We start from the raw sequence: 14,375 nt of genomic DNA, 5'->3' as shown, positions 1-14,375 counted from the left end.
ACAGAAGCGACAACCCGGTATCACCCGCGCCGTGAGCGCTACGTACCATTGAGACAGGATGAAGTGGGTTATTCGCAGGCCGGTCGGCCGCGAACGGAGCGAAGAGAGATGAAGCGAATCCTGTTGTCCGGCGTCATCGGCATCGCGGCGGCCTGCCTGTCGGCAAGCGCGTTCGCACATGCCGACGTCGGCGTGTACTTCGGCGTGCCGGGCCCGGTAATCGAAACGCCGCCTCCGGTGGTCTACGCGCCGCCGCCCGTCTACTATGAACCTGCGCCGGCCTACTACGCCCCGTACTACGGCGAATACCGCGACCGTCGCTGGCACGACAACGGCCGGCATCGAGGCTGGCGCCATCACCGTCACGGCGACGACGACGATTGACCGCCGCCTGTGGCCGTGATGGCCACGCACGGCCGGGTGGCATCGCGGCGCGCACCGCCGGCGCGGCGTGCGCGCGCCACCACGCTTACCACGGCAGCGAATACGTCTTCGTATTCGTGAAGCTCTTCATCGCTTCCTGCACGCCTTCCTTGTAGCCGAGCCCCGAATCCTTCACGCCGCCGAACGGCGTCAGTTCGAGCCGGTAGCCCGGCACCTCGCGCACGTTCACGCTGCCGACTTCCAGCTCGGTGATGAAGCGCGTGATGGTGTCGAAGCGGTTCGTGCACACCGACGACGACAGCGCATAGTCGGTGCTGTTCGACATCCGGATCGCCTCGTCGATGTCGCGAAAGCGCATGATCGGCGATACGGGGCCGAAGGTTTCATACTTCACGAGCGGCATGTCGGGCGTCACGCGATCGATCACCGTCGGAGAATACAGCGCGCCGTCGCGCACGTTGCCGACCAAGAGCCGCGCGCCGCGCGCGATCGCGTCATTCACCTGCTGCTCGCAGAACTTCGCGGCCGCTTCGTCGATCACGGTGCCCATGTCGACCGACGGGTCGGCCGGATTCCCGTACGACCATGCACGCGTCTTCTCGACCACGAGTTCGGTGAAGCGATCGGCCACCGCCTCGTGCACGAGCATCCGCTTGATCGCGGTGCAGCGCTGCCCCGAGTTCTTGTACGAACCCGACACCGCGAGCGTGCTCGCTTCGTCGAGATCGGCGTCTTCCATCACGATGATCGGATCGTTGCCGCCGAGTTCGAGCACCGCGCGCCGGTAGCCCATCCGCGACGCGATCGACTTGCCGATCGAGACGCCGCCGGTGAACGTGATCAGGTCGATCGCCGGGTTCGTGATCAGCTCGTCGGCGATTTCCTTCGGGTCGCCGGTCAGCACCTGCAGCATCTGCGGCGGCAGGCCCGCTTCATACAGGATGTCCGCGAACAGGTAGCACGACAGCGGCACCTTCTCCGACGGCTTCACGACGATCCGGTTGTTGGTCGCGATCGACGGCACGATCTTGTGCGCGACCTGGTTCATCGGGTGATTGAACGGCGTGATCGCCGAGATCACGCCGAGCAGCGGATCGCGCTGCGTGTACACGCGGCGTTTCTTGCCGTGCGGCGTCAGGTCGCACGAGAAGATCTGCCCGTCGTCCTTCAGCACTTCACCGGCGCCGAACGTCAGCACGTCGGCCACGCGGCCCGCTTCGTACGTCGAATCCTTGATGCACAACCCGGCTTCGGCCGTGATCAGCGCCGCGATTTCAGCCGTGCGCGAGCGCACGATGTCGGCCGCGCGGCGCAGGATCGCCGCGCGGTCGTGGCGCGTGAGCGTCGGCCGGTATGCGTGCGCGACCGCGAAGGCGCGCCGCACGTCGTCCAGCGTCGCCTTCGGCACGGTGCCGACCAGCGAGCCATCGTACGGGTTTCGTACGTCGATCACCGCATCCCGATGAATCCGTTCGCCGTCGATTCGCAGTGCTTCGCGACGAATCTCGCGGACGGCCGTCGATGCTGCAATGGCGTTCATGAGTGTGTCCCCTTGCGGATGCGTGCGCATCACTGCAGATGGTTGAGCGCGATGTCGATGATGTCGAAGTTGCGCAACCGCGCGCGGCCGGTGACGTCGGTGGCGACCGGCTTGCTGAAGATCAGCGGCACGATCTGCTCGGAGATCCCGCCGTGCGAGCGCAGCGGCACATCGAGGCCCGACAGGTCGTGCTTGATGCGGCGCGTGCCGAGCACGACGTCCTGCTTCGAGATCACGATCAGGTCGCCCATCCGCGCGGGCGGCAGCTCGAAGCGCGCGCAGCCTTCGGCGCCCGTCAGCACGACCTCGATGCCGTCGACCGCGGCGAGCCGTGCGCGCAGCGCGCCGGCATCGGCCGACGCCGGCACGTAGACGGTCGCGAACGAGCCGAGCGCGCCGTGGTGCACGACGTACGGATCGGTGATCGGCAGGATCACGCGCGCCGCGTCGTGGCCGAGCCACTCGTCGAACAGTTCCTGCAGGTAGATCACGTTCGGCTCGCCGGTCTCGTCGTCATGCTTCGCGTTCATCCCGTGGTCGGCCGTGATCGCGACGATCGCACCGAGCTCGTCGAGACGCTGCAGGTACTTGTCCATCATTGCGTAGAACGCGTTCGCGCCGGGCGTGCCGGGCGCGCACTTGTGCTGCACGTAGTCGGTGGTCGACAGGTACATCAAGTCGACCGGGCGCGTCTCGAGCAGGCGCACGCCGGCCGCGAACACGAATTCCGACAGGTCCGCGCTGTACACGCTCGGCACCGGCTTGCCGACCAGCTCGAGCACGTTGTCGATGCCGTTTTCGTCGATGCTCGCCTCGTCGGCCTTCTCCGACGAGAAGCAGATGCCCTTCAGCCCCTTGCCGAGCAAGCGGCGCAGCTTGTCCTTCGCGGTGACGACCGCGACGCGCGCGCCCTGTTCGGCGAAGGTCGCGAGGACGGTGGGTGCGACGAGGTACTTCGGATCGTTCATCAGCACCTCGGCGCCGGTGTCGCGATCGTAGAAGTAGTTGCCGCTGATCCCATGCACCGCCGGCGGCACGCCTGTCACGATCGACAGGTTGTTCGGGTTCGTGAAGCTCGGCACCACGCACTCGCCCTTGAGCGCCGTGCCGGGCTTCAGCAGCGTGCGCAGGAACGGCGCGACGCCGGCCTCGGCCGCCATTTCCAGATATTCGTATGCGCAGCCATCGACGCAGACGACCACCACGGGCCGGCTCATCCAGTTGTAGCGGCGGCCGTTCACTTCCACGGATACAGGCGTCTCGGTCATGACGTTCAGTCCTTTCGGTTCGGAGAGAGGTTGAGTCGTCGGCGCCCGCGCCGCGCCGATGGGAGTGCTTTTCATGCTTGACATTAAAATGGATGATTTGTAGATTGTCAACAACATGCAGAGAACAGAAAGCAAAACAACGTAGCAGCAAGAGGCTGGTCACCACTCATCCGCCGCGTGCCGCGGCGCCACAGTCAAGGGGTCCGAAGGTGAATGAAGTGCCGGTATGCAAGCGTTTCAACGGGTGGGCAGCGGCCGGCGCGCTCGGCTTCCGGCCGTTCCTCGACCCGGCGATCCAGGCGCCGATCATCGTCACGTTCCATGCGCCGGACGATCCGAACTACGATTTCAAGCGGTTTTATCAGGAGGTCAAAAAGCGCGGCTACATTCCGTATCCGGGCAAGCTGACCGAAGTCGAGACGTTCCGTGTCGGCTGCATCGGCCACTTCGGTGAAGCCGGCATTCCGGGCGCCGTCGCCGCGATCGCCGACACGCTGCGCGCGACGGGCGTGCGCCGCGTGTCGGCCGAAGCGGCGGCCTGACGACGTCACGCGATGCATCTGGCCGCACGCGAGTGCGCACGCGGCCGCCAGGTTTTCCGCCGTGCATGGCGCGGCCCCGACTCTTATTGACGAACCATCCGATGCGCCCCTTCTGGATCGAACAAGCGCTGTTCAACGACGGCGATCTCGCCCCCGCGCTGCAAGGTGCGACGCAGGCCGACGTCTGCATCGTCGGCGGCGGCTTCACCGGGCTCTGGACCGCGATCCAGGCGAAGCAGCACAACCCCGCGCTCGACATCGCGATCCTCGAGGCCGACCTGTGCGGCGCCGGCGCGAGCGGCCGCAACGGCGGCTGCCTGCTCACGTGGTCCGCGAAATTCCTGACGCTGCGGCGCCTGTTCGGCGAAGCCGAGGCGATCCGGCTCGTGAAGGCATCCGAAGCAGCCGTCCAGCACATCGCCGATTTCTGCCGCGCGCATGACATCGATGCCGAACTGCGGCTCGACGGCACGCTGTACACCGCGACGTCGCGCGCGCAGGTCGGCACGCTCGCGCCGGTGCTCGACGCGCTCGCCGCGTGCGGCATCCATAGCTACGAGCCGCTGCCGCCCGCCGAAGTCGCGCGCCGCTCGGGTTCCGCGCGCAATCTCGACGGCGTCTACTCGCCGATCGCCGCGACCGTGCATCCCGGCAAGCTCGTGCGCGGGCTGCGCCGCGTCGCGCTCGCGATGGGCATCCGGATCTACGAGCGCACGCCGATGCTCGACTTCACGCCCGGGCAGCCGGCCGTCGTTCGCACGCCGTCCGGCAGCGTGAGCGCGGGCAAGCTCGTGTTCGCGATCAACGCGTGGATGGCGAGCCGTTTCCCGCAGTTCGAGCGCACGATCGCGGTCGTGTCGAGCGACATGGTCATCACCGAGAAGTGTCCCGAGCTGCTCGAGAAAACCGGGCTCGTGGACGGTGTGTCGGTGCTCGATTCGCGGATCTTCGTCTACTACTACCGCACGACGGCCGACGGGCGGCTGATGCTCGGCAAGGGCGGCAATACGTTCTCGTGGCGCAGCCGCATCGCGCCCGTGTTCGACCGGCGTTCGCCGTACGAGGCACAGCTCACGCACAGCCTGCGCGAATTCTTCCCGTCGCTCGCGGGCGTACCGGTCACCGCGAGCTGGAACGGGCCGTCGGATCGTTCGGTGACGGGCTTCCCGTTCTTCGGCCGCCTCGACGATGCGCCGAACGTGTTCTACGGCTTCGGCTATTCGGGCAACGGCGTCGGGCCGACCTACATGGGCGGGCAGATCCTGTCGTCGCTCGTGCTCGGCCTCGACAACGCGTGGACGCGCAGCCCGATCGTGCGCGGCCCGCTCGGCCATTTCCCGCCGGAGCCGATCCGCTATGTCGGCGCGCACGTCGTGCGCAATGCGATCCGCCGCAAGGAGCGCGCGGAGGACGAGAGCCGGCGGCCGGCGGCCGTCGATACGTGGCTCGCGAAATTCGCGAGCGCGGCCGGGAAAGCCGACAAGGCGTGACGACGCGTCGGCCTGACGACGCAAAGCAAAAGGGACGCTGCGAAGCGTCCCTTGGCTTTTGTGCGGCTGCCGCGTGGGCCTTGCCGGCCTTACGCGCGCGCGGTTTTCTCCCGCGCCGCCTTGCCCGTCGCCGGCAGCCCCTGCTCGTGCGTGCGGCGCATCCGTGCGAGACCGTGCGCGACGTGCTCGCGCACGAGTGCGACGGCCTTCTTCTCGTCGCCGCCCGCGAGCGCCTGCACGATCTTGTCGTGCTCGGCCGCGGACACCGCGATCGCATCCTCCTCGGCCTCGATCGCAGCCTGGCGCAGCAGGCCGAGCTGGCGCACGAGCCGGCGGTAGGTGTCGGTGAGGTGCGTATTACCGACGCCGACGACCATCGCGTCGTGGAACTGCACGTTCAGCTCGGTATAGCGCGTGACGTCGTGCGTCTTCGCGGCGTCCTTCATCGACTGGATGATGCCCTTCAGCACTTTCAGCGTATCGGGCGAGATGCGCTTCGCGAGCGCGCGCGCGACCGACTCGTCGAGCATCGCGCGCACTTCGTAGATCTCCTCGGCCTCGCGCAGCGGCACGACGCGCACGGTCACGCCGCGGTTCTTCTCGTTGCGCAGCAGGCCGGCCTGTTCGAGCGCGCGGAACGCTTCGCGCACGGGGCCGCGCGATACGTTCAGCCTGGTCGCGATCTCGACTTCGTTGAGCTTCTCGCCGGGCGCGTATTCGCCGGAGACGATCGCGCGCTCGAGCATGTCCTGGACAATCATCGCGAGCGACTGGCTTTGCAGGAGTTCGATGGCGCTGAGCGCGTTCGGGGCAGTCATGGTCGGGCAGGCAGCGAGGCTGCGGTAGAAATCGAGGGCGCCATATCGGCGAATGATCCTTGTATAACCCTCGGCCCGACACATCGTCAACAGTTTTCAGTTTCCAAAAGCCAATTCCGCCTACCGGAATGCAGCCGGAATGCAGCGGCCGCGCGGCGGGCGCCCCGTGCCCGAACCGCGCGACGCATGCCGGCCGTCAGGCCGTGTGCTTCACCGGCCCCGGATCGCTGTGGCTCGGCTGGCCCGTCTCGACGTGGCCCGCGAAGCGGCGCACAACCTTGTCGTCGCCGCCGCGCAGCGTCGTCGCGGTGATCGTCAGATCGTACCAGCCGTGGCTCGACGACAGCTCGAAGTGATCCTCGACGCGCTCGCCCGGCTCCAGCGTATAGGTGCGTGCATGCGCATGGCTGTACGCGTTGTCGACCGTCACGCTGCATGCCGCGCGCCCGCTGTTGCGCAGTTGCAGGTACACGTGGCGGTTGCGTACGTCGTAGCCGATCTTCGCTTCGAGGTTCGCGTGACGGCCGTCCGCCACGAGCCGCGTGTTGCCCTGGAACTCGCACAGATAGCCGTTCGGGCCGTATGCCGCGAGATGATAGTCGCCGCGCGCGGCCGACGTGCTCCACGTGTCGACGAAGCGATCGTGCGCGGACACCGCATAGCGGCGCGCCGGCGTCGCCGGGTTGCGGCGGTCGTACACGTAGAGCGCCGCGCCCGCGTCGCCGGTGTTCGCGAAGTCGAGCGATACGGTGTCGTCATGCGCGCCCACGCGGCTGTGCACGAACAACTCGTACGGCAGCGCACGCGCGGGCCGCGTGCCGGGCTCCTGCGCCGGCATCGACTGCTGCGCGGGCACCTGGTACGCCTGGCCGGCCGTCGCGATGTGCTGCGGCACCGTGAAGCTCACCGTACGCGTGTCGGGGCGCGCGGAGAAGTCGAACGCCGACGTGAGGTCGCCGCAGATCGACCGGCGCCATGCGCTGATGTTCGGCTCCTTCACGCCGAACCGCGCTTCGAGGAAACGCAGCACCGATGTATGGTCGAACGTCTCCGAGCAGACCCAGCCGCCCTTCGTCCACGGCGAGATGATGATCAGCGGCACGCGCGGCCCGAGGCCGATCGGCTGGAGGCCGCCCGGGTCCGCGCCCGGCACGAGCGGGCTCATCTCGCCCGGGTACTTGTTCAGGTCGAGCAGCTCGTCGCCGAGAGTCGACAGCAGGTCCGGCGACACGATGCCCTGCCCGCCCACGCCGCTCGTCACCGGCGGCACCGGCGGCACGACGTGGTCGAACAGCCCGTCGTTCTCGTCGTAGTTGAGGATGAACACCGTCTTCGCCCACACCTCGGGGTTCGACGTCAGCGCCTCGAGCACCATGTTGATGTAGAACGCGCCGTCGGTCGGCGACGCCTGCGGGTGCTCGCTGTACTTGTACGGCGACACGATCCACGACACCTGCGGCAGGTTGTTCGCCTGCACGTCGGCCTTCAGCTCGGCCAGCGTGTGGTTCGACGCGCCCTTGTCGACCAGCGGGCCGCTCGCGCCTTCCTTCACCTGGAAGCGCTTGAAGAACATCAGCGAGTTGTCGGTGTAGTTGTCGGTCGGGTCGCCCGGGATGCCCGTACCGCCCTGGTACAGCTTCCAGCTGATCTTCGCGTCCTCGAGGCGTTCGGCATAGGTCGTCCATGTGTAGCCGTTCACGTTGTTGCGCTCGCCGATGCCGGGGCCGTTCGGCTGCGCGCCGTAGCGGTTGAGCGGGTCGATCGTGCCGGTCCACAGATAGATGCGGTTCGGCGCCGTGTCGGCGTGCGCGGAGCAGAAGTACGAATCGCAGATCGTGAACGCATCGGCCAGTGCGTAGTGGTACGTAAGGTCCTGGCGCTTCAGGTAGCCCATCGTCAGCACGTCCTGCTTCTGGTTCACCCACTGGTCCCACTGGCCGTTGTTCCAGGACAGGTGGCCGCTGCTCCAGCCGTGGTTGGTGCCCGGCTGGAATTCGGTCGTCTGCTTCGGATCGAGGTAGAACGGCAGCACGTACGGCGCCGAAGGATCGAGGCCGCGCGAATGGTAGTTCTTCGTGAACACCGACGCCGGCGGCTGCTGCCACACCGGTGCGCCGCTCGGCAACAGGTGCGGGCGCGGGTCGTTGAAACCGCGCACGCCGCGCAGCCCGCCGAAGTAATGGTCGAACGAACGGTTTTCCTGCATGAAGATCACGACGTGTTCGACGTCGCGGATCGTGCCGGTGCGGTAGGCGGCCGGCATCGCCAACGCGTTGCGGATCGCGGGCGGGAAGCCGGCGTAGGCGGCCATCGCGCCGGCCGACTGCGCGGCGAGGCGCAGGAAATCGCGTCGATTGTTCGAGGACATGAAGAGAACCCTGTTGTCGGTAGGAGTGAGGCGCCGGTCAAGCGGGGCCGGCGGTCGGTGCGTTGCCGCTATTACCCCGCACCGGCGTGTCCTAGCCGTGACCGGTTACCGCAGGTTTCTTTTGGTGACCCCCAGTTTTTTTTCGAAGCGGCGCACGACGCGCGTTTCATGCGGCCGACACACGCCTGCGCTACGCTGACGCGCGATGAAGAGGGGGGGGAGAAGCCGAGTCGTGTTCGATCAGCTGAAGGCGTTCCACGCGACCGTCCGGCAGGGCAGCATCACGCGCGCCGCGCGCCATCTCGGCGTGAGCCAGCCGACCATTGCCGCGCAGATCCGGCAGGTCGAGCAGGTGTACGGCGTCGAGCTGTTCTACCGCAGCGGCCGCAAGCTCGAGGTCACCGAGACGGGCGTCGAGCTGCTGCCGCTCGTCGAGAAGATGATCGCGCTCGAGGCGCAGGCCGACATCATGCTGCGCAACGTCGGCGGCCTGTTCGAGGGCCATCTGCGGATCGGCGCGACGGGGCCGTACTACATCATGAACGCGGTCGGCCGCTTCTCGAACGCGCATCCGTCGATCGCGCTCACCTGCCGGATCGGCAACTCCGAGGAAATCCTGCAGGCGCTGCAGGAATTCCGCATCGATCTCGCCGTCTCGTCGCAGCGCAACGACACCGAAGGGCTCGAACGCAAGGTGATCTCGACCGATCCGCTCGTGCTCGTCGTGCATCGCACCCATCCGCTCGCGCGTTTCGACGCGATCGATCCGGTGCAGCTCGCCGACGTGCGGCTTCTGATTCGCGAGGAAGGCTCGGTCACGCGCCGCTGCACCGAGACGATCCTCGCGACGGCCGGCGTCGCGGCCGTATCGGTGGCCGAGATCGGCAGCCGCGAAGCGATCCGCGAGGCGATCCTGCACGGCGTGGGCGGCAGCCTGTTTCCGCTCGGCGAGGCCGAGCGCCATCCGGACCTGCGTGTGATCGCGCTGCGCGGCGTCGACACGACGATCGACGAATACGTGTACTACCTGAAGGCGCGCCGCCAGAGCCCGGCGATCGACGCGTTCCTCGCGTGCATCCTGCCGGCCGGCGGCGAAGCGGTGGACGCGACGCGACGAGTGAACGCGCGCTGAACTGCCGCGCGTTCACCGGTTTCGCGCTTTGACTGGCGCTTTTCCCGCGCCTTCCCTCGTCCTTTCCTCGTGCCTTCCTTCTCTCGTTGCGCCGCGCATCACTTCGGCAGCGCCGGAATCATCCACGTGAACACGTGCTGCTGCAGGAACACGAGCACGCCGAGCAGCAGCGTGAGGATCACGCTGTGCCAGAAGGTGCGCGCGAACACGACGCCTTCCTGCCCCTTCAGGTCCGTCGTCGACACGCCCGTCGCGATGTTCTGCGGCGAGATCATCTTGCCCATCACGCCGCCGGACGAGTTGGTCGCGGCCATCAGCACGGGATCGAGGCCGAGCTGCCTGGCGGCGACGACCTGCAGGTTGCCGAACAGCGCATTGCCCGACGTGTCGCTGCCGGACAGGAACACGGCGATCCAGCCGAGCGACGCGGACACCAGCGGGAACAGCGCGCCCGTGGACGCGACGCCCGTGCCGAGCGTGTAGCTGATCCCCGAGTAGTTCAGCAGGTACGCGAGCCCGACGATCATCATCACCGTGACGATCGCGATCCACGTCTGCCGCCAGGTCTTGACCACGCACTCGAGGAACGCGCCGGCGCCGGTGCGCGTCAGCGCGGCCGTGATGACCGCCGAGAGCAGGATCGCGGTGCCCGTGCCGAGCGGCTGGAAGTCCCAGATCGCCGCATACGGCTTGTGGTACAGCGACACGAACACCGCATTGTGCAGGCCCGGCCACTTGATCTTCACGTCGCCGATCGCCGCGATGCCCGCGTGCACCCACACGATCACGACCACCGACACGACGAGCCATGGCAGCCAGCCGCCGAAGCCCGCGCGCGCCGCGCCGGCCGTTGCGGGCACGCTGCGCGCGAGCGCGAACTGCGGATCGGGCTGCGGCTTCCACACCTGCAGGAAGCCGATCGTGACGATCAGCGACGTGAGCGACGACAGCACGTCGGTGAGCTGGTAGCCGAGGAAGTTCGACGTGACGAACTGCGCGATCGCGAAGCTGGCGCCCGACACGAGCAGCGCCGGCCACAGCTTCGAGATCGAGCGCAGCCCGCCATACGCGCCGACCACGTAGAACGGCAGCAGCAGCGCAAAAAACGGCAACTGCCGGCCGACCATCTGGGCGAGCGTCGCGGGCGGCAGCGACGTGACCGCGCCGAGCACGGTGATCGGCACGCCGAGCGCACCGAACGCGACCGGCGCCGTGTTGAACAGCAGCGTGTAGGTGAGCGCTTCGAGCGCGGGGAAGCCGAGCGCGATCAGCAGCGCGCTGGTGATCGCGACCGGTGTGCCGAATCCCGAGATCCCTTCGAGCAGGCAGCCGAACGAGAACGCGACGACGAGCAGCACGAGGCGGCGATCGTCGGGCAGGTTGTCGAGCATCCACTGCCGGAACTGGTCGAAGCGGCCCGACTTCACCGCGATGTTGTACAGCAGCAGCGCGTTGAAGACGATCCACATCACGGGCACGACCGCGAGCGCCATGCCCGCGCCGACCGCGTCGAACGCGAGCCCGGCCGGCATGCCCCACGCGCCGATCGCGACCGCGAGGCCGGCGACGAGCCCGGCGAGCGATGCCTGCCACGCGGGGCGGCGCAGCACGCCGAGCGCGATCAGCGCAACCGCGATCGGGATCGCGGCGACGAGGAAGGACAGGAGCAGCGAGTTGGCGACGGGCGTCAACGGCTGCGCGAAGACGATGCCGGGCGGTAGGGCGTCGGTAGGGCTCATCGTGTCTCCAATGTCGACCCGAGTTAGCGCTTTAGCGCTTACTCGGGTCCCATGCCTTGCGCGGTCGACCCGAGTTAGCGCTTCAGCGCTTACTCGGGTCCCATGCCTTGCGCGGTCGACCCGGGTTGGCGCTTTAGCGCTTGCTCGGGTTCCATGCCTTGCGCGGTCGACCCGGGTTGGCGCTTCGGCGCGCCCCCGGATTCGGTGCAAAGCGGTCGTTCTGCCGTCGCGACAACGATCGGGCGCTTGCGCACGCAACGACGTTGCACGGCCAACCGATCAGTCGCTTAAAAGAGGTTAGGAGGCGCGCGACGCTTGCACAAGGGGGACAAGCCCGATACGTGGCGCCCCGGTACGGACCATCCGCCGCACGATGACCGGAAATTGGCGAGTCGCTGTCGCGTTCGACAGGAAGCCCGTCGCGAACGGTTTGCCGGGGCTGCGCAACGTCGTCACCCGCGCAATGTTGCACGTGCGGCAAAGGTGCCTGCCGGCGGGCGGGATGTTTCGTTTGGCGTCCGAAGCCTAGACTGGCCGCATCGATTCCGCCCGCGCCAGCGACGGCGCGGCGCCGGAACCTCACGGAGCGAACACGATGAAGACGATGAAACACGCGGCATGCGCGTTCCTGCTGATCGGCGCGGCCTTCACGGCGCACGCGCAGGCCGCGTCGACGCTGACGCGCGCGCAGGTCCGCCAGGAACTCGTGGAGTTGCAGGCAGCCGGCTACCGGACGAGCCTCGCGAGCAGTCCCGACTTTCCGGAGAACATGCAGGCGATCATGCAGCGTGCCGCGCAGGCGCGCGGCGAGGATGCCGGTTATGGCCGCGACGGCCGGGCGAACGTGGAATCAGGGAAGCCGGCGCTGCCGCACGCGATCGATCGCGGCACATACGCCCATCATTGACTGTCGGCTGGACCGGATCGATCGCGCATCAGCGCGACGAACCGCCTGGTGGCCGGCGAGGCCCGAGGCACTGCCCACTGGCGGCGGCCACCCCGTAGCGCGCCCTGCGCCGGCCGCCTCACTCGCGGCCCGCATGCCAACACGCGCGGCCGCGGGCGCGATCGTCAGACGCTGAAGCGGTTCAGCGTATACGCGCGGTAGGCCGCGACGAACGCGTCGAACGATCCGGCCTCCTTCGCTTCGAGCTCGGCCTGCTCGGCCAGCGACTTCGCGGCGAGCGCCTGCTCGGTGCGCAGCGTGTCCGCCGACGGCGGACGCGCGCGGAAATGCGCGGCATGCGTTTCGCTCTGCGCCAGCGCGAATCCGAGGAACGACTGCCCGTTCTCGCGCATCGTGCGCAGCACGCGCGCGGACGCCGTGCGCTCCGGATCGGCGAGCTTCTCGCGTTGCGCGGCGATCGCGCGCGCATGCTCGTCGCCGCCGCGGATCTCGTCGAGACGGCGGCCGACGGTTTCGATATCGGCCATCAGCTCGTCGGCCCACGCCTGCAACGTGACCGGCTGGCCGTCGCGCGTCAGCGTGAGCCCCGGCTTGCGCCCTTCCATCGTCACGCTGCCGAAGTTCGCGTTCGCTTCTTTGTACGCGGGGCAGTCGAGCGCCGGGCTCTCGTCGAGCGCGCACGCGAGCAGGAACGCGTCGATGAAGCGCGCGGTTTCCAGCGCGATGCCGGTCGGCTCGAACGGATCGATGTCGAGGCAGCGCACCTCGATGTACTGCACGCCGCGCGACGCGAGCGCATGCAGCGGCCGCTCGCCCGAATACGTGACACGCTTCGGCCGGATCGTCGAGTAGAACTCGTTCTCGATCTGCAGCACGTTCGTGTTGATCTGGATCCACTCGCCGTCGCGATGCGTACCGATCGCCTCGTACGCCGGATACGGCTCGCTCACGGCCTTCGACAGCGCGTCGAGATAGCCGGACAGCGTGTTGTAGTCGACGTGCAGCGCGGCCTGCGCGGTCGTGTTCGAGTAGCCGAGATCGCTCATCCGCAGGCTCGTCGCGTACGGCAGGTACAGCGTATCGGCGTCGAACGTGTCGAGTTTGTGCGGCTTGCCGCGCAGGAACCTCGTGTCGAGCGCGGGCGACGCGCCGAACAGGTACATCAGCAACCAGCTGCGGCGGCGGAAGTTGCGGATCTGCGCGAGATAGCGCTCCGACTGGTAATCGACGAGCGTGGCCGTCGAGCCTTCTTCCGCATGCAGGCGCCGCCACACTTCCTCATGCAGCGAGTAGTTGTAGTGGATGCCGGCGATGCACTGCATCGTGCGGCCGTAGCGATACGCGAGGCCGCGCCGGTACACCGTCTTCAGGCGGCCGATGTTCGACGTACCGTAATCGGCGATCGGGATCTGGTCGTCCGCCGGCAGCAGGCCCGGCATCGAGTCGTTCCACAGCATCTCGTCGCCGAGCGATGCATACACGTTGCGATGCAGATCGTCGAGACGTTCGAGCGTGATCGCGGCGTCGCGTTCCGCGGGCGTGATCAGCTCGATCAGCGCTTCGGAATAGTCGGTCGTCAGCGACGGGTGCGTGAGCGCCGAACCGAGCGCGCGCGGATGCGGCGTGAACGCGATCATCCCGTCGCGCGTCACGCGCAGGCTTTCCCTTTCGATGCCGCGCAGGCCGTCGGGCAGATGCTGCCGCGTCGGGCCCGAGCTCAGCGCTTCGAGGCGATTCAGCAGCAGTTCGGACTGGCGGTGAGTCATGGTGTTCGACATGGAGACGCAAGTGCGTGACGACCGCGCGCAGAACGCCGCGCGCGGCCGGCTGGATTATTGGTCGCTTCGTTGGTAGCGGGCACTTTAACATCTCGCCGAGACCCGCGCTTGAGGTGGCCCCGGGCATGGTGCGCGGGCCGGAGCAGGCCGCCGGACGGGCCGGTTGCGGCTATCGCGTCATGCCTCGCCGGTTCCCGGCGGCGTCGACGCGCACGTCGGCCAGACGAATTCGTCCGACGGAATGCGACGAGTGGGCAAGCGGCGGCAGGTGCCACCGTGCCGTCGACCTGACCGCTCGCGCACCTCAAGTCGTGGTCACCCCGAACTCGCGATCGCCGGGGCGGTTGCCCGGATCGCCTACTCGCCGGTGGCCGGCGTGCTCGCGCGATGGCTGCTCGCCGCACGATCT

10 protein-coding genes and 1 pseudogene are annotated in these 14,375 nt (G+C 67.7%); 5 read left to right on the top strand and 6 right to left on the bottom strand.

Features of this window, described 5'->3' with window-relative positions; all coding sequences use genetic code 11:
- Window positions 1–108: 108 nt before the first annotated feature.
- On the top strand, window positions 109–384 hold the full coding sequence (locus BFF94_RS23715) for a hypothetical protein (RefSeq protein ID WP_128843785.1): 276 nt from the start codon (window positions 109–111) through the stop codon (window positions 382–384).
- An 85-nt stretch (window positions 385–469) separates the two neighbouring features.
- Here BFF94_RS23715 and phnY read toward each other — a convergent pair whose 3' ends face one another.
- Window positions 470–1,924: a phosphonoacetaldehyde dehydrogenase gene (phnY, locus tag BFF94_RS23710; protein WP_128843784.1), complete on the bottom strand. Its 1,455-nt coding sequence runs from the start codon at window positions 1,922–1,924 to the stop codon at window positions 470–472.
- A gap of 29 nt (window positions 1,925–1,953) precedes the next feature.
- Window positions 1,954–3,192: a phosphonoacetate hydrolase gene (gene phnA / locus BFF94_RS23705; RefSeq protein ID WP_219139917.1), complete on the bottom strand. Its 1,239-nt coding sequence runs from the start codon at window positions 3,190–3,192 to the stop codon at window positions 1,954–1,956.
- Between the two features lie 260 nt (window positions 3,193–3,452).
- Between phnA and BFF94_RS23700 the strand changes: the two are divergent.
- Window positions 3,453–3,734: pseudogene (locus BFF94_RS23700) on the top strand (2-aminoethylphosphonate--pyruvate transaminase); the annotation flags it as partial.
- 101 nt (window positions 3,735–3,835) lie between these two features.
- Window positions 3,836–5,224, top strand: coding sequence for an FAD-dependent oxidoreductase (locus BFF94_RS23695; protein ID WP_128843783.1), 1,389 nt, complete (start codon window positions 3,836–3,838; stop codon window positions 5,222–5,224).
- A gap of 89 nt (window positions 5,225–5,313) precedes the next feature.
- Here the strand turns inward: BFF94_RS23695 and BFF94_RS23690 are convergent, their stop codons facing one another.
- Complete coding sequence (locus BFF94_RS23690; RefSeq protein ID WP_128843782.1) at window positions 5,314–6,042, bottom strand: phosphonate utilization associated transcriptional regulator; 729 nt, start codon at window positions 6,040–6,042, stop codon at window positions 5,314–5,316.
- 196 nt (window positions 6,043–6,238) lie between these two features.
- Complete coding sequence (locus BFF94_RS23685; protein WP_128843781.1) at window positions 6,239–8,410, bottom strand: phosphocholine-specific phospholipase C; 2,172 nt, start codon at window positions 8,408–8,410, stop codon at window positions 6,239–6,241.
- A 232-nt stretch (window positions 8,411–8,642) separates the two neighbouring features.
- On the opposite strand from BFF94_RS23685, the gene BFF94_RS23680 reads away from it, so the two are divergent.
- Window positions 8,643–9,542, top strand: a complete 900-nt coding sequence (locus BFF94_RS23680) for a LysR family transcriptional regulator (protein WP_128843780.1) — start codon at window positions 8,643–8,645, stop codon at window positions 9,540–9,542.
- A gap of 98 nt (window positions 9,543–9,640) precedes the next feature.
- On the opposite strand, the gene BFF94_RS23675 is transcribed toward BFF94_RS23680, so the two are convergent.
- Window positions 9,641–11,281, bottom strand: coding sequence for an L-lactate permease (locus tag BFF94_RS23675; protein ID WP_219139916.1), 1,641 nt, complete (start codon window positions 11,279–11,281; stop codon window positions 9,641–9,643).
- A gap of 595 nt (window positions 11,282–11,876) precedes the next feature.
- Between BFF94_RS23675 and BFF94_RS23670 the strand changes: the two genes are divergently transcribed.
- Window positions 11,877–12,188 (top strand): DUF4148 domain-containing protein, encoded by a 312-nt coding sequence (locus BFF94_RS23670; protein ID WP_128841290.1) that lies wholly within the window; start codon window positions 11,877–11,879, stop codon window positions 12,186–12,188.
- A gap of 164 nt (window positions 12,189–12,352) precedes the next feature.
- On the opposite strand, the gene gshA is transcribed toward BFF94_RS23670, so the two are convergent.
- A complete protein-coding gene (gshA, locus tag BFF94_RS23665) occupies window positions 12,353–13,966 on the bottom strand; it encodes a glutamate--cysteine ligase (RefSeq protein ID WP_162285521.1) in 1,614 nt (537 codons plus the stop codon).
- Between the last annotated feature and the right edge of the window lie 409 nt (window positions 13,967–14,375).

The organism is Burkholderia catarinensis, from assembly GCF_001883705.2.
GTDB lineage: Bacteria > Pseudomonadota > Gammaproteobacteria > Burkholderiales > Burkholderiaceae > Burkholderia > Burkholderia catarinensis.
The sequence above is the reverse complement of the archived record's forward strand: the minus strand, read 5'-3'. Positions and strand labels throughout refer to the sequence as shown.